General features: G+C 50.4%; 10 protein-coding genes. 1 reads left to right on the forward strand and 9 read right to left on the reverse strand.

Going from position 1 to position 19,458, the window contains the following annotated elements; all coding sequences use genetic code 11:
* Positions 1-10 precede the first annotated feature (10 nt).
* From MHI38_RS07800 to MHI38_RS07825, 6 genes are all read right to left on the reverse strand, one after another.
* Positions 11-3,430, reverse strand: a complete 3,420-nt coding sequence (locus tag MHI38_RS07800; RefSeq protein WP_341181127.1) for an SMC family ATPase — start codon at positions 3,428-3,430, stop codon at positions 11-13.
* Positions 3,427-4,611, reverse strand: a complete 1,185-nt coding sequence (locus MHI38_RS07805) for an exonuclease SbcCD subunit D (protein ID WP_339831629.1) — start codon at positions 4,609-4,611, stop codon at positions 3,427-3,429. The genes MHI38_RS07800 and MHI38_RS07805 overlap by 4 nt, the downstream gene beginning before the upstream one ends.
* A 101-nt stretch (positions 4,612-4,712) precedes the next feature.
* The gene (gene addA / locus MHI38_RS07810; protein ID WP_341181128.1) at positions 4,713-9,086 is read right to left on the reverse strand and encodes a helicase-exonuclease AddAB subunit AddA; all 4,374 of its coding nucleotides are present in this window, start codon (positions 9,084-9,086) and stop codon (positions 4,713-4,715) included.
* Positions 9,083-12,586 (reverse strand): helicase-exonuclease AddAB subunit AddB, encoded by a 3,504-nt coding sequence (gene addB, locus MHI38_RS07815; RefSeq protein ID WP_341181129.1) that lies wholly within the window; start codon positions 12,584-12,586, stop codon positions 9,083-9,085. The genes addA and addB overlap by 4 nt, the downstream gene beginning before the upstream one ends.
* Before the next feature lie 225 nt (positions 12,587-12,811).
* Positions 12,812-13,432 (reverse strand): hypothetical protein, encoded by a 621-nt coding sequence (locus MHI38_RS07820; protein ID WP_341181130.1) that lies wholly within the window; start codon positions 13,430-13,432, stop codon positions 12,812-12,814.
* Positions 13,433-13,755: 323 nt separating this feature from the next.
* On the reverse strand, positions 13,756-15,132 hold the full coding sequence (locus MHI38_RS07825) for a class I SAM-dependent rRNA methyltransferase (protein WP_341181131.1): 1,377 nt from the start codon (positions 15,130-15,132) through the stop codon (positions 13,756-13,758).
* A gap of 534 nt (positions 15,133-15,666) precedes the next feature.
* On the opposite strand from MHI38_RS07825, the gene MHI38_RS07830 reads away from it, so the two are divergent.
* Positions 15,667-16,668 carry a Na/Pi cotransporter family protein gene (locus MHI38_RS07830; protein ID WP_253492522.1) on the forward strand — a complete coding sequence of 334 codons (1,002 nt, stop codon included), beginning with the start codon at positions 15,667-15,669 and terminating at the stop codon, positions 16,666-16,668.
* Between the two features lie 81 nt (positions 16,669-16,749).
* Here MHI38_RS07830 and MHI38_RS07835 read toward each other — a convergent pair whose 3' ends face one another.
* The 3 genes from MHI38_RS07835 to MHI38_RS07845 form a co-directional block, all read right to left on the reverse strand.
* Positions 16,750-17,187, reverse strand: coding sequence for an NUDIX hydrolase (locus MHI38_RS07835; protein ID WP_445667226.1), 438 nt, complete (start codon positions 17,185-17,187; stop codon positions 16,750-16,752).
* Positions 17,188-17,290: 103 nt separating this feature from the next.
* Positions 17,291-18,637, reverse strand: coding sequence for a tRNA (N(6)-L-threonylcarbamoyladenosine(37)-C(2))-methylthiotransferase MtaB (gene mtaB / locus MHI38_RS07840; protein WP_090914775.1), 1,347 nt, complete (start codon positions 18,635-18,637; stop codon positions 17,291-17,293).
* A gap of 2 nt (positions 18,638-18,639) precedes the next feature.
* Positions 18,640-19,404 (reverse strand): RsmE family RNA methyltransferase, encoded by a 765-nt coding sequence (locus MHI38_RS07845; protein ID WP_154957796.1) that lies wholly within the window; start codon positions 19,402-19,404, stop codon positions 18,640-18,642.
* Positions 19,405-19,458 lie beyond the last annotated feature (54 nt).

Below are 19,458 nucleotides of genomic sequence, written 5' to 3' on the forward strand. Positions count from 1 at the left end.
CTTCCTAGACTCATAAGTTTTCCATTACAACCCTGGAGCCTGTCCCCGCATCACCAGCCGGAATCACGACCAGTTTGCGTTGCAAACGCGCACGCAGTTCAGGAACGTGACTGATGATGCCCACAGCCAATCGATCGTCATGCAATTTTTCCAGTGAAGTAATGACCGTATCCAGCAGTTCCGGGTCCAATGTGCCGAACCCTTCATCCAGGAAGAAAAATTGTAGCGGATACTGCCCACGCAACTGAATCTGGGCGGATAGTGCCAGCGCCAGCGACAACGAGGTCAGGAACGTTTCTCCACCAGACAAGGTTGATACTGGACGTTTCACACCACCGTTGGCATCGTCACAGATCACAAAGCCGCCGCCCGAATCCACTTCAAGGGAATACCTCTGCTTGGTGAGGAAGCGCAGACGCTGGGAAGCCGCATGACTTACCTGCATCAACTGCTCTTCGGCAATGTACTCCACAAATGTATTCCCCCGGAACGCGGTCTGCAACTTGCTAAGCAACTCGCCCTGGTGACTGATCTCCAGCCGTTTCGTCTCCAGCTCCGTCCAGCGAACATGACGTTGCTGTACATCTTCCAGATCCCTTTCGGCACGTGCTTTCACTTGCAAGGCAGTTTCATCCTCATATCTGGCCTGTTTCAAACGTTCTGTGCAAGCGATCCACTGTTCCTCGGTCACAACCGCACCATCCAGTTTCCGCTCTAGTTCACGTAACTGAGAAGCAAGTTCACGTTCTCGTTCACGATGATGCTGAATTTCTTTCTGTAGCCGTTCTGCTTCCTCGGCAGCCAGCGCCGCCTGAGTGACAGCGATATCTGTCTCGAACGCGGATTGCTCCAAGAGCAGCCGCCAGCGCTCCTGTGCCAGCTCCAGATGTTCTGCAGCTGATGCGGCGGCCTGCCCAGCCATTACGTCACGTTTCACCGATTCCTGCTTCTGTGCATCCGCTTGTTTGAATCGCTGTGCAGCTACCTCAGCAGTCTTGCGCAGTCCATCCAGGCGAGCCTGTGTCTCGCGGATCAGATCTTCTACCCGTTGCTCTCCTACCCACTGGCGCAAACGTTCTTCTTTCTCGGCCAGTTGTTTGCTGCCGCCTTGCCATTCGGTCTGCCACTGGATCAGCTGCTTGTCGAGTTCCACCAGCTTCTGCTGCAATGACTGGACAAGCTGCTCTTTCTCCTCAAGGAACGTCACGCTTTTGGCTAGACGTTCCTTGATGTCTTCGGCGCGTGCATCGCGCTCCTGCATCGCTTGATAGAGGCCTGCGGCCTCCTCCTGTGCGATGTCAGGCAGTTCCGCGGCCCAGCGGCCCTGCAACGCAGCCGCCGCGGCTTCGCTCTCGGCCAGCTTGCGCTCCGCCTGGGCGAGCCCGGCACGGCCGGCCTCTTGCGCAGCTGCCGCTTCCATGCGGCGCTGCTGCGCGCCCGAAGCCGCCTGCTGCAACGCTGCGGCTTCGCTCTGCAGCGGCGCTGCTGCGGCAGCCAGCGCCTGCGCGGCTTCGCGCAGCGCAGCGGCACGCGCTGCCCAGCCCGCCGGAGATCGCCCATCCTCGGGCGATCCGGCAGGCTCGGGCTCCGCTGCCGCAGGCGCGGCCTCGGCTGCGGCCGTGGCATCGCCGGCCGCGGCGCCAAGCTGCGTCAGCAGGCTGCGACGTTCGTGCAGCTGCTGGCGCAGCCCAAAGCGCAGCTCCTGCAGCTCCGCGTGCAGGCTGCGCAGCAGTTCCAGGTCCGCATCGTCTGCGTGCGGACCATCTCCCGGCGGGGCAGCCGGGAGCGGGTGGTGTGCGGAGCCGCACACCGGGCATGGCTCGCCGTCCCGTAATTCGGCGCGCAAGGCAGCGGACAGCCGGTGCATCTCCTGCTCACGCATCGAACGGCGTAGCTGCTCCTCCGCACGGCCCAGCAAGCGCTGTTCACTGTTAATATCCTGCTCACAGGCAAGCAAGGCCTCAAGACCTGCTGACGCCTGTTCCACCAATTGCTGGCGCTGTTCGGTCAGGCGTCCCTCTTCCGCAGCCGCCGCCTCCAGTTTGGCAGCCCCTTGTTCTGCAGACTTTTGATAGGTCTGCATGTCCGCGTTATGCTGTTTCACCTGCTCCAATGCTGTATCGATCCGATGTTTCAGCTCAAGTGCTGTTTGTAGCCGTCTGCGCTCATCAGACTTCACTTCATTCGGTTTGAGACTCTCCTGCAATTCCTCACGCCGTTTGCGTCCACGCATTTGCAGTTCCCGCTCTTTATCCAGCTGTTGTCTCAGCGTTGCCTGTTCGGCCTGCCCTTTCTCCATCAACTGTGCAAGCCGTGAACAATCCGCCTGCAAAACATCACGTTCCCGTTGCAGCTCTTTGGCCTGTTCCAATTGATCCAGACGCAGGAGCAGTTTGGGCTCTTCTGCTCCAAGCTGTTGCCTTGCCTCTTCTGCCTTTTCAGCTTCCTGCACAGCCAAACGTTCATGCTCCGCTGCCTGTTTTCCAGCAGTTTCTGCCTCCAACTGTCGCTGCTGGTGGGCTTCTGACGCGTCCCGAGCTGACTGAAGCGCAGGTAGCATCTTCTCCGCTGCTCCCGACCGTTTCAAACGCTCCTCATCGGCTTCAATCTGTTCCGCCTTGGCATGGAGTTGTTGCTGTTCTTGCAATCGCACTTGTTGTTCCTTACTCAGCTCACGAATCCGGCCGAATTGTTCTGCTTCCTTCACCGCCGAATCCAGCTCTTTCCGTGAGGATTCGGCGTACTGAACCGCTGCCTTAAGCAAATGTTTTGTTTCTTCAAGCATTTCTTTACTGGCATTGCCAAGTCCCTGCTGCTCCGCAGCAAGGGATTGATGAGCCATATCATTATCTTTGACCCGCCGACTTAATTTAATGGCGAGTTGATCCCCATACTTCTCCAGATGAAAGAGCCGTTGCAGCATCTGCCTCCGCTCACTGCCTTTCAGGGAAAGGAACTCGGCAAATTTCCCTTGCGGTAATACTACGGCTCTCGTAAAATCATCCATTTTCAGACCAATGACGTCTTCAACGCACCGATTGACTTCTGCCAGCTTATCAGCAAGCACTTGATCTTCCCCATCAATCGTTTCAATAAACTTGCTGACCGTATTACTAACGGACACTTCATTGTTACGCTTAAAACGCCGTTCGACCCGAAATCTACGAGTTCCCGCTGCCGAAGCAAGCTCAAATGTAAAAGCAACCGATAGCGAATCTTCAGCATGGTTCATAATGCCTTGTGTACCATTGACTGCCCGTTCCACCTTGCCATACATGGCAAGGGTGATCGCATCAAGCAAAGAAGATTTTCCGCTACCGGTAGGCCCGAAAATACCAAACAAACCTGTTTCGGTCAGCACCGTAAAATCAATCTCCTGCATCTCACGATAACTTTGTAGCCCGGCGACTTTCAATAAAATCGGTCTCATCGGCCTTCGACCTCCTCACGCACGCCTGGCTCATCTTCATCGACCAGCTCCAGGAAAAGCTGTACCAGACTATCTTCTGGTAGGGCTCCACCCGTTTGGCGCTGGTAAAACTTGCGGAAAAGTTCATGCACAGGCAGTTCTGAACGCTGTTCTATGAACCCTGCGGCCTCCATCTCCGGATATACTGGACGAATATGGATAATACCCTCATGAGCTTTACGCAACTGCTGAATCTCTTTTAGAGACATTGCATCCTCCAACCAGACCTCCATATCAATGTATGCCTGTGAGTCACGCCCCTCATCCAGCCAACGGTACACTTCTGCCAGACCACCTCTCGCCTTCCAACGAACAAGCGGGTTGCCTGAGGCAAGCAATACTTCTTCTACTTGTGCGACTCCGCCTGGCGTAAGATCAATCATCGTAACGGATTTGCTCTGCCCCGCTTCCGAGAAGCTGTACGCCAGGGGAGAACCACTATACCGAATCACACCGTCTCCTTTGACGGCTTGCGCACGATGGAGATGTCCCAGAGCCGTGTATTGAGCACCAGTAGACAGGGAAGAAGGGTCTACGGTGTACGCTCCACCCACCTGGATAGGCCGTTCAGAATCGCTCTCTACTCCGCCTAGTACATATATATGACTCATAGCGAGATTCACTGTATCCGGACGAAAGGAAGAAGCCAAACGTTGCATTAACATCCCTACTCTGCGACTGTATGCTTGACGTAGTACATTTTCGTCACCATCTGTAGTTAACAGCTCATTTAATCTCGCTTCTGATGGATAGGGCAAAGCCGCAATATGTGCTGTCTCCCCGGTTCGACGAGTATGAATAGTCACAGCCTCTGACACCGGTGTACCTACTAACGTAATTCCTTGTCTGTTCACAAGCGGAGTTACCGAGGCTACACGTTCGGGTTGATCGTGGTTGCCTGCAATGACAACAAGTGGCCTGCCGTTTTCAGTCAAACGTGCTGCCGCCTCATAAAACAGCTGTTCCGCCGACGCAGGCGGATTTACCGAATCGTACACATCCCCAGCCATCAATATGGCATCAGCCTGCTGATCGTCGGCTATTTTGACGAGTTCATCGACGAAATCCTCCTGTTCACGAAGCCGGCTTCGTCCCTCCAGTGTTTTCCCCAGATGCCAGTCTCCCGTATGCAAGATACGCATCGTCCGCTCCACCTCTTTCCACTACATCTTCTATCATTCCATCTCTCGCCCGTCGCTCATTGAACAAGAGGTATTCAAAACGCAAAAACTCTCTAAACCTTTTATAATTTAACCGCATGACCGCCATCGAAAAAATAAAGCCACATGTGGTCGACTTGGCGACCCAATATATCTTCAATTGCCCGTTTATACAGCCGTAGCTGGAAACGATAGTTTTCAACCAGAGGTTCCACTCCTCCGCGATGTTCAAGCACTCGATCCGTCTTGTAATCTAGCAGAACAAGTTCACCATCAACCTCATAGAGACAGTCAATAATCCCCCTGACGAGCACCGTTTCATCCTGCAGCACAGCCTGTACTCTATCGTTTTCACTGTGTATCTCCTGCTCCTCGTTTGGCCGTAACCCACGAATCCATTCCTCAGGAGATTGATCTGCCGGGAGACCATACGTGAACGGGATTTCCCTTCGAATCCACGCCGCACGCAACATCTCCATTCCTGGTTGTGTATCAAAAAAAGCAATCAGTTCACTTCGTTCAATCGCCTCTGCTTGATAAGGAAGCAATATTTGAATCGCCAGCAGGCGCGAAATCGTCTCATCAACAATCACTTCATCCACAACAGATCCGTCTACAGGGAGATGCTGCATGAGCGTGTGGTACACCGTTCCCCGTTCTGTTCCTGTCAGTTGCCGCTCTCCCATGAATTTGGGACGACGCAAGTGTAATTTGAACGAAGCTTGTGTCGCTGGACTCGTCTTACTATCATTGCTTCCATTCCACTTACTATCACTGCCTCCAGTCCAAGCTTGCTCCTGCAGCTCTTCCATAACGGGGTATGAAGTATCCTCCTGCGTCGATAACAGACTCTTGATTTCGGTTACTGAAGTGCTCGCCGCCACTTGTGAAGCTGATTCATATGGATAGGTCCAGGAAAGCCGCTTATCTATCTCACGCACAAGTGCATTTTGAACATTAACTTCCAGAACCTCTTCACTGTTCGCTTTTAGTTCTGTCCGTTCATCCGTCTTCTGATCTGTCGTTACCGATTCAATCTCTGAAACCGGATTGGCTTGTATGCTCCCGGTGTTATCGATCACTTCTGTCGATGGGTTTAATCTGACGGGTTTCGCCGCATGCAGAGCAGCCAATCGTTCTCTCCGCAATCCAGTTAATTCATCTTCTTCACGCTCCACAAGGTCGGCGTGTTGCTGGAGAGATACCCGATCCGCAGCAACCACGGATATGCTCCAGCGTGATTCATCACTCGCAAGGCAAGCCGCATAAGAATCACGATCACCTGCAAGCTCACGCAACACCGCGGCGTCCCGGTGTCTGATCAGCGCTGGCCCGATCCAATCCAGATAATTTCGTCCCGCAGCAAGCAGATAATCGGGTAGCGCAAGCTCTGGACTGTCTTTAACCTGTGACCAGGTTTGTGCCTTTTTGGCAGCGTCCTTCACGGTGCCTACCAGCACCATCTTTTCTTTTGGACGGGTTAAAGCCACATACAGCACTCGCATTTCTTCCGCCAGCAGTTCAAACTGAGCACGGCGACGAATAGCCAGATTGGCTAATGTAGGATAGGCCACCCTGTTGTCACGATCCACAAACCTCGGCCCAAAGCCAAGTTCCTTGTGCATCAGAAACGGTGCATGCAGATCTTGTTGATTAAACATTTTGGAGATACCGCCAACAAACACAATCGGGAACTCCAACCCTTTGCTTCGATGGATCGTCATAATTCGGACCGCATTATCCTGTTCCCCTGAACCGCTGGCTACGGTGCCCAGGTCTCCGCCATTTTCCCGTAGTCTTGAGACATAAGTCAGGAACCGGAACAGCCCGCGGTTTGCAGTTGCTTCCTCATATTGACGCGCCCGATCATACAGAGCCTTCAGATTACTTTGACGCTGCTGCCCACCAGGAAGCCCGCCAACCCAATCCAAATATCCGGTTTCCCTATAAATGCGCCAGATCAGCTCACTTAAACTGCCTTGTCTTGCCTCAAGTCTCCACTGTTCCAACTGACGCATGAAATGAATGAGTTTCTGTTGCAACTGCGAGTGCGCGAGTTCTTTTTCTTCTATTCCACCCATAAAGCCTGCATCTTGTTCACCAATTTCAGTTTGCAGATATTCTTCTGAATCAATCTCCATCTCCGCAGTAACAGCGGATTGACGCTGAGCCTGTTCGATTTCGGACCAGCCTTCTGGCCACTGCATCTGAACCAAATCGTCAACATACGAATCCCTTCCCGACTCAGAACGTTGACCAGTCACATCGAGGGCATTTCTCCACTCCCCTGTAGCCGAAACAACGGCATCATAGAAGGACTGTCTTTTATCCCCCAGACGAATCTGAGCAAGCTCTTCTTCATCTAACCCAACCATGGGAGAACGAAGTACGGAGGCCAGAGGAATATCCTGTCTTGGATTGTCCACAAGCTGCAACAGAGATAACATCACTTCCACTTCCGTAGCTTGAAAATATCCCTTGCTCTGCTCTCCACCTGCAGGGATACCCTGCTGTCTGAATTCCTCAATCATCAGCGGTGCCCACATCAGCGTGGAACGCAACAAAATAACAATGTCTCCATAACGTGCCGGACGCATCGTTTGCAAAGCCTTGTCATACACACTCAGCGCAGGCTTGTCTGTCTCTCCGACCATCTCTCGAATACGCCCTGCGATGGCGCGCGCTTCCAATTGAGCCGTTTCGAGTTCGGCACTCTCCAGTTCTGCAACTGCGGTTGCATCCACACCGTCTTCCGTACCTTCCGAACCATCGATTCCGCTGCCTTGGCGATCAATTAACACAAGCTCAGGTGTGTAGGCCTCACTTCCAAGTGTATCTGTTGGAAAGGAAGCCCCGTAAGCCAGCTGAGCTCGTTCATCATAAGCGATCTCAGCGACCCCTTCATTCATCAACTGTCTGAATATGACGTTGACGGAATGCACCACTTCGGCACGACTACGGAAATTGCGGGCAAGGTCGATTCGTTTCCCTGTTCCCGTTGCTATACCCGTTCTTGTACCACTCTCTTCGTTATCACCTGTATCCACATGAACACTCGGAGTGTAGTTACGATATTTGTTCATGAACAGACCCGGTTCAGCCAAGCGGAAACGGTATATGCTCTGTTTAACATCACCAACCATAAATCGATTACCTGGATTTTCTCTGGAGATTAGCCTAACGATATCCTCCTGAACCGTGTTGGTATCCTGGTATTCGTCGAGCAACACTTCATCAAAACGTGCACGATATTCCATCGCCGCATCTGACGGCATTGAATGTTCAGGGGTCGAATCCTCATGGCGCAAAATGTGCAGACAATAGTGCTCCAGATCGTTAAAATCCACTTGTCCGCGTTCCTGCTTCGCCTGAAGATACCGTTCGCCAAAGGTGCTAACTAGACGGGAAAGCTCCCGCATCAGCGGCGCAGCCTGTTCCAGCTCCTGCCAAAAAGTGAATGCACTCCTGCCAAAAAGTGAACCTTTCAGGTCAGCGACAGCCTTTTTGGCCGTTTCCCGCAACTCCTTCACCTGTTCCTGTAGCCCAGGATCGGTCTGATCTTTTTTACAAGGCTTCAATTTGCCGAATGCAGCTGGCTGGAACACCTCAGGCAACCTATCCCAAGGCATGACCTCAACAGCGGATAAAAGCTCTTCAACCATCGCCAAATCCTCTTTGAGTGTCTCCGCATAAGGTGCAGGACCCTCCGGTTGCAACGAAATCTGAATCCCTTGACGCAACAAACCCGCCGCCCCGCTTAAAGCGAGAGCCGCATCCCGTAAAATGCTCTGCACCCATGCCGATTGCCCCAGTGCCTCTACACTTTCCACCTGAAAAGCTTCAGCCATCTCCATCAGCCAGTGATCTGACCAGGAATGGCTTCGCGAGAAATCGTATAAACGCTGTACTAGCCGGTGCATTGCATCATCATTTCGCTCTCCACTGAACCAGTCCACCAGTTCGCGAAACGTACTGCCCTCGTCTTCTTCGCCATACTTTTCTTCAAACAACTCCTCCAGCAATTCCTGACGAAGCATCTCAGCCTCATTTTCATTCAGAATTCGAAAAGCCGGATTTAGCGGAATCTGCTGATAATACCTGCGAATGACTTCCATACAGAAGGAGTGCAGCGTTGTAATGGATGCTCGTCCAAGCAACGACAACTGCCTGCGCAAATGCTCCTCCTCCGGTTGCTCCTCAAGCGCACGCTCCAGCGCTTCGCGAATACGCTGTTTCATCTCGGCCGCCGCCGCCTTCGTGAACGTGGCTACCAGCAAGCGGTCCACGCTGAATCCTTGGGAAGGGTCTGCGATTTTGCGAATAATACGCTCCACCAGAACAGCCGTTTTTCCCGATCCTGCAGCCGCGGCGACCAGAATATCTTCTCCATGTTCAGCAATGGCGCTCCACTGATCATCACTCCAGAAGCTGCCTTCCGGTTTAGGCATATGCATCATAACGTTTCCCCTTCCTTGCTGTGAGACAACATGTCCCAAACTTGCTGTTTGCCCGGTTTGGACAGCAGTTTATAGTCGTTCCCCTCAATATTTTCATCAAACTGACAGAGTGATTTGTATGAACAGAACGTACAGGCGATCTCCTGCTGTATCCGATAGGGTTCAATGGCTGTATCTCCATCTGTAATACGAGTTCCAATCTCACGAATATTGCCGCGAACAGCAGCAAGCAGCGTATCCCATTGTTCTGGCGTCGCGACAGCAGCACTGCTATAAAAGCTGCCATCTGCTTTTAATGCCACCGGAATAATGGCGGAATGTCCTTTATCAAGGGTATTATCCATTTGAGCAACAGCATCACGGTCAGCGAGCAGCAAACCCTTCATTTTAAAACGTTTCAGAAGTTCTTGTTCTGCCTGTTCCGATGTCATGCCGTTTGCGGATTGCAATAGTGGATTATGCACATGGAAATAGAGGGTGCCTCCTGGCATCGCCGTTTCTCCTAACCACTCTTCAGCAGCGCTAAGCAACACCTCCAGATAGGTGAGCATTTGCAACGATAGCCCGTAGTAGACTTCATGAAGCTTGAGATCGGTCTGACTTGATTTGTAGTCAATTACTCTTAACAACAGACCGTTCTCTCCTTCAGCGACATCCACGCGATCGATCCGGCCGACAATCTCCAGTACACACCCATTCTCCAGTTCAAAACGCAACGGCGGCAAAGGTTTCCCTGGACCAAAATCCAGCTCCAATCCAATCGGTTCAAAACTACCGCGTCTGGACTGTTCGCCCAAAATAACGGATGCCCGGCTGACGATATCTTTTAATTTGCGGAAGATATACCCATAACGCTTTGTGCTAAGCAAAATTTCTCCTTGGAGTTGCGGAGCGATCTGCTCCACCGTCTGCTCGGCTTCCTGGCGACATTGTTCGGGTGTCAGACTGCCCCAGCTCCGATTTTCCTCACGCAGGCGCATCGCCAGTTGACTCAGTGCAGCATGGAATAGTTGCCCGATATCCGGAGCTTGGAGGCGATATAATTGCCGATCCTTCAGCTTCAGTCCATGTGATGCAAAATGAGAGAATGGACAGGCTACAAACCGCTCCATCCGTGAAACACTCGTTCTCACCTCCGTACCGTACAGCCTGCGGCTGGTCGAAGTATCCAGTCGCCGCGCACGGTTACGATAAAAGACAGAACCCAGCAACCGCTCCAGCTGAGGACGACTCGCTTCCCGGTTCACATGCCAATTGTAGACGGCCCACCATATTTCAGGAATGTCTTCTCCTCTACGCCATCTGCGCAATTGTCCAATCAGCATGGAGAGGCTTTGTTCTGGATGAATCGCGTAAGAGAGGTGCACGGATTCCAGATCCGAGACGGGCGGCTGAGCAAGCAAAGGCTGCTCTTGCAATCCAAACATTTTGCGTACATGGCGCACAATCTCGGAAGGGAGTAATGACTTACCCTCATCATCTGCGACAGGATAGCTCAGCCATAACTGCTTGCTGGCAGCGGTCAGAGCGGTATAGATGAGAAAACGTTCATCCAGCATCAGTCTCGTTGCACCAGGTCCCAGACCCATACCTCTCTCTGTCAGCAACAATCTTTCCTGCTCCGTTAGTACTCCGTTGTCCTGAGGGATCGCTGGCAATTCCCCATCAACCGCCCCAAGAATAAATACATATTTCATATCACGCAGACGAGTACGATCCATCGAACCAAACAGCACCTGGTCAAGGGCCGGGGGAACAAGCCCCAGCTTGAGCTCAGTCAGTCCCGTCTCCATCATGCCCGCAAACAAAGTGATGTCCAGGCGTTCATTGCCCATCATATCGACCATCTGGTCAAGAAGATCCAACACGGCCCCCCACATTTGACGATGCTCTCTGGAACGCTCCGGGTCTCCCTGTGCCTTGGCTTCAGCAGACATCTGATCCAGCTTATGCGCAATATCTGCATCCTCTAACAGTCTGAATAATGCCTCACACTGAGCAGTAGCCGTTTTTGCTTTTTTCATTCGTTTCTCAAACGTGCCGAGTGCCGACGTAATCAAGGTTCTGCAGCTTTCCATCAGCGATAACACCGCATCTCGTCCTCGGCTTCGTTCTTCCTGTGCATTATCCTCCAGTGAGAGACTCGGCACATATTTCCACGGCTTTCCATCGTTCCACCGATATCCATGAATACCGCAAGCAAGCACATAGTTCTCCAGCTGATCCATATCCTCACGCGTGATGGAACCATCGAGCGGAAGCAGCAGATCCGTCTTGACACAGCGAAAAACATCCTCATAACGCCAGTTACGGCGGACGATATCTAATGCAGCACGAATAAATTCGGATAATGGATGATGTAACTCACTTCGTCTTCGATCCAGAAAGACCGGAACATCATAATCCCTGAATAACGGTTCCGCAATATCAGCATAGGTCTCCAATCCGCGAACCAATACCGCCATATCCCGATATCTTGCTCCTTCTTCTTGGGTTAGGCGACGCATCTCACGTAGTGCACCCTCCAGCTCTGCCCGGCGATTCTCCGCAGCCATCAAGCGTATACCTGAATCCTCACCCTGACTTCTCCAGCGAATACGCCGATCAAAACCGGCCTCCAGATGGGCAAGCCCTGGCCGCTCCTTGAATCTCGGCAAGACTTCATCATGGAGAACAGTTGTATCGGCAGACACACCCAAATGTTCAGCCATTCCTTTGAGACGCACATATGCACTTGCCGTTGGATAAAATAATTCAAGTTCCCCAGGGAGCACACCTTGTTCGTACGTGCGATCAAGCGTCAGGGAAATCGTTACAGACGAAGCTTGTAACATGAGCTGTCCTATTACACTCATCTCCTGCGGAGTGAATCCATGGAATCCGTCAATCCAGACCTCGGCCCCCTGCAACCATGTACTTTCTGGCAAACGACCTGTCAGTTCATTCAATGTATCTTCATCATCTATATATAAATCCGCCAATTCCTTCTCATAATCATGGTAGATCAGATTCAAATCATGGAGCTTATCCTTCAAAATAGGTGAGGCCGATGCGATGCTCCATGTTGCAAGCCCTTCTTCGAGTGCCAAAGCATGAACTTCATAACGTTTAAACTCACTATATAAATTAGTCAATTCCCCGATAAAGCCAAGCTGGCTTCCCGAAGCAGCAAACAGTCTCAGTTCTTCTTTCCTACGCTGAATGACTTTATATAAAAGCATCTTTTTGCCCTCGGCTCCGATCGGAACGCGAGCAGAACCGCCAGCCTCCTGCATGACGCGATAAGCCAGACGACGAAATCCAAGAACTTCGGCACGCATCGTACCTTTGATATCTCCCGAAGATACCAGCGCCTGCTCTGTCCGGAACGAGCTTTGTTCGGGAACGAGTAAAATCAACGGTTTTCCTTGGGGCTCATGCCTAAGCAGAGATGTGATTTCTCGGGTAATCAGTGTGCTCTTACCACTGCCTGCCCGGCCAATAACAAAGCGTACGGACATGTGTCATCCTCCAAACTGCACGTACAAGATTTTAATTTCCAGTATACCATACCTTCTCCGCTTCGGAACATACGTTTGCCATGATCCACCTAATAAGAACACAATATGGCTATTAAAAAAAGCCGCCGCCTGTTCAATACAGCCAGCAGCTCCCTATGGATTGACGTTTATTACCAAACTCGGTGACAGATACGCCTAGTAGTTGTTTTCAAGTTTACAATTTCGTTAAATGAATTCATGCTCTACAACCTTCTGTAAGGCCTCGAAAAAATCCCGGTTTCTCTGGCTATATCCCGGCTTGTTCAAAATCTCAAATGTACGTTCGATCCCCTTTTGCACTAATGCCCGATCATTGGTAAGCAACCCGTAGCTTAAAATCGTTACACAGCAGTTAAAAAGATCACCCGTAGGCCAGTGATGCGGTCGTTTGGTCAAATATTCATCAACAGCAACAGCTTGATCTATGCGCGGCAGCAAATACTTGCTTTCAGCTTCCTTGAACCTGTCTGCTGTTTGCTGAGCAGCTTCTTGTATATTTTCAGAGGAAACAAGAACAGAATGTTTTTGCTGTGTATACCTTTCAACACTATTGCCGAAGCCGACTGGAGCATTTGAGATCAACGTGATTTGATGCTTTTCAAGAAAAGTACGTAAACGTTCAGTGGCAGCTTCATAACGGCAGGCCATGATTGTAAATACAGCATATGGCGGTTTTGAATGAGTGAGATGACTATGTAAGCTCCAAACTACACCCGGCTTAACATTTTTTTTGAAAGTATAGTCCGTTGGGCTCGAATCAGCCTCTCTATATTCCACATACCCTTCCGGTGCAATGAATTTCCCCAATTCAGTATAAAATTGTTTTCGAATACCTTCTTTTAGATTTCGCATGTCAATGTACGCCTGCTACGTCTATAATTACGCGTTTCAAATAATATCCCCGTAACCATATCGAGCAGACCTCCTCCTTTTTCGAAATTAATTCCTTCGGTTGTTAACCTAGACATAAACGAGTCAGGACGAAGAGTGAACGCTGTTCCTTTTCAACCAATAATATAAGCTACTCGCCAAGACCAAGCTTTTTCTCATAATAAAATACCCTATAAGATGGACTTTTTAAAGTGTCTATCTCACAGGGTACATGTGTCATTCTATAATTTAGAGTATTCTTAATTTTTTTTGCTTCTCACTTCAAAAATAGCGAATTTCAGGTAATGCCCTTCATCTACGCCCAAAATTTGCGGGTGATCCTTGCCAGCTGCTTTCCAGTCGATTAAACGTAATACCTTACCTGCATCTTCAGCTGCATCCGCAATCGTTTCCAGGAAGAGGTCAGGACGCATGTGGTAGGAACAGCTTGCGGTTACCAAATATCCACCCTCGTTGACCAGTTTCATGCCCTGCAAGTTGATATCCTTGTAGCCGCGGCAAGCCCCTTTGACAGCTGATTTTGTTTTGGCAAAGGCAGGTGGATCAAGGATAACGACATCAAACGTTTTTCCAGCACTGGACAACGCTTTGGAAGTATCTACCTTTTGCTCAGATGCTCGTGCTCGCGCATTGCGCTCATCAAGTCCTTTGACTTGCTCACGCAGATATTGAAAGGCGTCGGCTACCACGAATTCGACCCGATCTGTGAATCCATTTAGCTCCACATTCGTTCGCGCACTCTCGATCGCATGCTCGGAAATATCGAGACAGGTTACTTTTTTCGCTCCATATTTGCACGCATTCAGCGTAAAGCTGCCGGTATGAGAGAAACATTCAAGCACGGTGGCACCGTCCCAATACGGAAAAGTAACCACTTTGCCACCCTTGTTCACAGGCAACAGCTGTTCTGTTCCTTCATGCTCGACCTGTTGCACGGTGATGCCGCTTTTGTACCCCCAGCCTTTCATCAATGGTTCAATGGCAGCCCGGTTTTCACGCTGGTCGAAGAAGTAACCCGTTTTCTGTCCTTCCACGATATCAACCTTGATAAGTAGCCCATTTTCAGTCACAGTCACATGACGCGGGCATTCCCCATAGAGTGGTCCTTTGATCTGCTCCAGGCCTTCGAGTTCACGGATCGATACATCACTGCGCTCATAGATACCTTCCGGCTGCATCACTTCAATGAGAGCCTGGACAATCGCTTCACGGCAACGGTCCATACCTAGTGTAAGGATCTGCACAACTAAAATGCTACCAAACCGGTCAACGATCAATCCAGGTAGGAAATCAGCTTCACCATAAACAAGACGGTAGGCTTCGCCATCCTGAATGAAGCGTTCCCGGTGACGCAGACAGTCATGGAAACGAGCCGCAAAAAAGGCGGTATCCATCTGTTCAAACTCCAAAGGCTGGTACGAGACTACACGAACGGTAATCTGGGAAGCCGGATTATAATAACCTGTCGCCAAATAGCGGCCTTGATGATTCAGTACATTGACGATATCGCCCGGTTCCGGGTTGCCGTCTACGGATGCAATTTCATTTTTAAAAATCCAGGGATGTGCATGTTCCAGCCGCTTTTTGCGGCTTCGTTCCAGTGTTACGGATGGCAAGATTGATCCACTTCTTTCGTAAGTTAGTTGAAAAGATAGGTTTGGACGGCAAAGACCGCTCCGGGGACGAATTGATTCTATGATCGCTGTTGTCCTCGGATTTTTCTGTTTCCCTTCTCCAAAGGGAAAATCCGATGTCAAAGGCGAGCGCTTCGCTTCTTCGAATTCAATTTCGTCCCCTCCGCTACGTTTGCCGAATCACCGTATCTTTTGAATTGGGAGCTGGCAGTTTTATGACACTCCGGGAACGAATTGATTCTACGATCGCTGTTGTTTCCAGATTTTTTGGATTCCCTTCTTCAAAGGGAAAATCCGGTGACAAGCCTATGCTTCCGATGTAGCTTTCTTTCAGAAAGCTCTCAGGCGAGCACTTCGCTTCTTCGGATTCAATTTCGCCCCCTCCGCTACGTTTGCCGAATCACCGTATCTTTTGAATGGGGGATGGCAGTTTCAATTCCTCTTGTGCTTGTCATGCTTGTCTCTGCTTCCTCATAGGATAAGTGATAAGGAATGGGACGGGAGGAATGATTCGGAATGTTCAGAGAAGTAATTCTGCCTCTGTTATATGGACTTATAATCTTTTTTGGCGGTATGAAGCTGATGGAGACAGCGCTACAGCGCATGGCGGGACCGATGCTGGCAGGCTGGTTAAACCGAGCCACTTCTGCCCCATGGAAGGGCATGGCATTCAGTGCAGGCGCGACCGCTCTACTACAGAGCAGCACTGCCGTAACGGTACTCACCATAGGACTAGCTAATGCGCGCTTAATTACCTACGGACGCACACTCGGCATTATCTTGGGAACCAACATTGGAACTTGCTTAACGACAGAGCTTGTCGGTCTTCAGATCGGACGTGCCGCACTGCCTTTGTTGCTTATATCTCTAACAGGCTGGGCTGTTTTTGTTATCCTTGGTGAACGCAACCAGATTGCTCCTGAACGTACTCGCCGTACTTTAGCGACGATCCAATTCAACTTTCTTGCAGCAGCAGGTTTTGCTCTCGTCATGACGGGCATTCAAGTCATGCAATCCATCGCCGTTCCACTTCGGAGCATGGGTGTATTCCAATGGTTTCTGGAGCGTTCGACCGATAGCCTATGGTGGGGTTTTCTTGCCGGTGCGTGCCTGACTGCGCTGATTCACAGCAGTGCCGCAGTTATTAGCATGGCGATTACACTAGCAGCGACAGGCGTACTGCCTGTAGAGATCGGCATCGCCATTGTGATCGGGTCTAACGTCGGGACCTGTATCACCGCTGTTATTGCAGCCGCGGGCGGAGCTTCCGCAGGCCAATTTGTAGCAGCCTCCCATGTTGTACTCAACATTGCGGGAGCACTGCTGTTTATGCCGCTGATTGGCCAGCTGCATGCAGCGTCAGCCTGGCTGTCAGCGGACCACGGGGCACAGATTGCGCATGCCCAGACCCTTTTTAACATCATCAGCTCATTGCTGGCTTTACCGTTCTGTTACTTGCCCATCTGGCACAAAAAAACACCTGTGCTTGCCCCGTCGGCAAAGAAACCTGTCGCTTAATAAGTCCTCACGATATCCGCATTATTGGCGACAGAATGTGTAGGTCAGTAGACCATCATTCAAACGTAATGTCGTGCTGTTTTATACGTTAATGCCCAGTTTGTTCAAGCCAATGCGCAAAATGTCATCGTTATTATCGTATCCATTCTGCCGCTGTTTGGACCATGCCTCTTCCGGAGCATACCAATCCACACCTTTAATCTCTTCGATCTGAGGCTGCAAGTCACCACTTTCTGCTGCCACGAGGTAATAGTGCACTTCTTTGTCCACTGGACCAAACTCGGCATGCTCGTACGTATAGGCAATAATATTAATAGGCTCCACAATGCAGCCCACCATACCCGTTTCTTCCAAAATTTCTCGGAGCGCCGTCTGTTCGATCGTTTCTCCATCTTCCATTTTGCCCTTGGCAAGTGTCGTTTTACCATAACGGTCTACGATGAGCTGGATTTGAATCTGGCCATCCTCAGCTGTTCTGTATACAACGCCGCCTGCTGAAATTTCTTTTTTGTTCATAATGTTTTCCCCCATCTGACTTCAATTTCTTTTCTTGGCAAAGAAGGACCTCATCTCCTCGGGTATTTTCCCCAAGGAAATGAAATCCTTGTACATAGCGCCTGAATTACATCGCGGCGGGTTTCACATTCTCTTCCAGTACACGAACCAGCGTACCTTGGCTTTCATTGGCACCGGCTTCAGTCAACTTCACGCGGCAAACCTTGCCTACCATATCCGGCGTTCCATCGAACACCAGTTGAATGTAGTTGTCACTGTATCCGTGCAACTTGCCACTGCCTTCGCGGCCTTTTGCTTCACCTTCAGGAATAACCTCGAGCACTTGCCCAACGAATTTCTCAGCATACTCCAGTTGCATCTGCTCAGACAGTTCAATCAGCTCATGCACACGTGCATTTTTGATTTCGTCATCCACTTGGTCCTCCATGCGCGCTGCCGGAGTACCTGTACGTTTGGAGTATGGGAATACGTGCATTTCCGAGAAACCGATTTTACGCATCAACTCGTAACCGTTACGATACATCTCATCTGTTTCGCCAGGGAAACCAACGATAACATCGGTCGTGATCGCAACATCCGGCATAGCCTCACGTATACGCAACATTTTGTTATAGAATTCTTCGGTTGTATATTTGCGGCGCATACGTTTCAGAACCGTGTCATCTCCTGCTTGTAGCGGAATGTGGAAATGACGGACCAATTTATCCGAACGTTTAATAACATCCAGCATCCGGTCATCAATCTGGCTTGCTTCAATCGAACTGATCCGGATACGTTCCAGACCTTCCACTTTGTCTAGATCCCACAGCAAGTCGGTCAGATCATAGTTATCCATGTCATCTCCATACCCACCTGTATGAATACCCGTCAGGACAATCTCTTTGTAACCCGCTTGTACGAGCTGATGTGCCTGCTGAACAATGCTGTTTGCCTCACGGCTACGGGACAATCCACGGGACCACGGAATGATGCAGAAGGTACAGAAGTTATTGCAACCATCCTGAATTTTGAGGAACGCACGCGTACGATCCGCGAAATCCGGTACATCCATTTCTTCAAATACACGTGTTTTCATAATGTTACGGACCGCATTGACGGGCTGACGGGATTCCTGAATTTCATTTACATATGGCAAAATTTTATCCCGATCCTGGGTTCCGATGACCAGGTCCACGCCAGGGATATCCAGAATCTCGGCAGGAGATGTCTGTGCATAACATCCGGTTACCGCTACAATCGCATCCGGATTGCGACGGATGGCACGGCGGATAATTTGACGACTCTTTTTATCACCTGTATTCGTTACGGTACACGTATTAATCAAATAGACATCGGCTGTCTGTTCGTCGAAGTCTACCTGTTCGTAGCCCTCGTTTTTGAACAATTGCCAAATCGCCTCTGTATCATAAAAGTTAACTTTGCAGCCCAAGGTGTAAAACGCCACGGATGGCATAATTACATTCCCCCCATTTCTCCAGATTCATATAAAACACAAGTTAGTGCAGCCATACCAGCCGTCTCGGCTCGCAAAATGCGCTTGCCCAGTCCAACAGATATCGCACCTGCCTCATCGGCCTGAGCCGTTTCCTTCTCGGAAAATCCACCCTCAGGTCCAACAACAATCAACACATTTGCCCCTGCATCAGGAGCAAGCTCTCCCACAAACGGCTTCAGAACATCTCTAAGATGTTTGCCGTCCTCTTTTTCATAACAATAACATACAAGATCGTAGTCCCCAAAAGAAGATAACAGCCCTTTCCAGGAAAGCGGCTGCTCAACGGTTGGAATGCGGTTACGATGGCTCTGTTCAGCAGCTTCCTTGGCGATTTTCCGCCAACGCTCCAGACGTTTGCCTTCTTTCTTAGCGTCGTATTGCACAATCGTACGTTCGGATAGAAAAGGCACAAAGGATACGGCGCCGATCTCCGTACATCTCTGAATGACCGTCTCCATCTTGTCCCCTTTGGGCAAGCTTTGTGCTACCGTTACATTCAACCTTGCTTCGCGATCCATAACCAGCGGTTCCAGGATAGTCGCTTTTACTTCCCCTGCCTCAATACTATCGATGGCGACCAATGCTTCTTTGGAGCTTCCGTCGCTGACAATCAGCTTGTCTCCGGGTTTGCCACGCATGACTTTGCCGATATGACGGGCATCATCGCCTGTTATCACCACTGCATGTTCACTGAACTGCTCTGCAGATACAAAATATCGCTGCATATGTTGTCCACCCATTCTTTCCTGTTATGACTGGAATTCTTCCTGCTGGAAGCA

Origin of the sequence: Paenibacillus sp. FSL K6-1558 (assembly GCF_038002565.1) — a bacterium.
In the GTDB taxonomy this organism is placed as follows: Bacteria; Bacillota; Bacilli; order Paenibacillales; family Paenibacillaceae; genus Paenibacillus; species Paenibacillus polysaccharolyticus.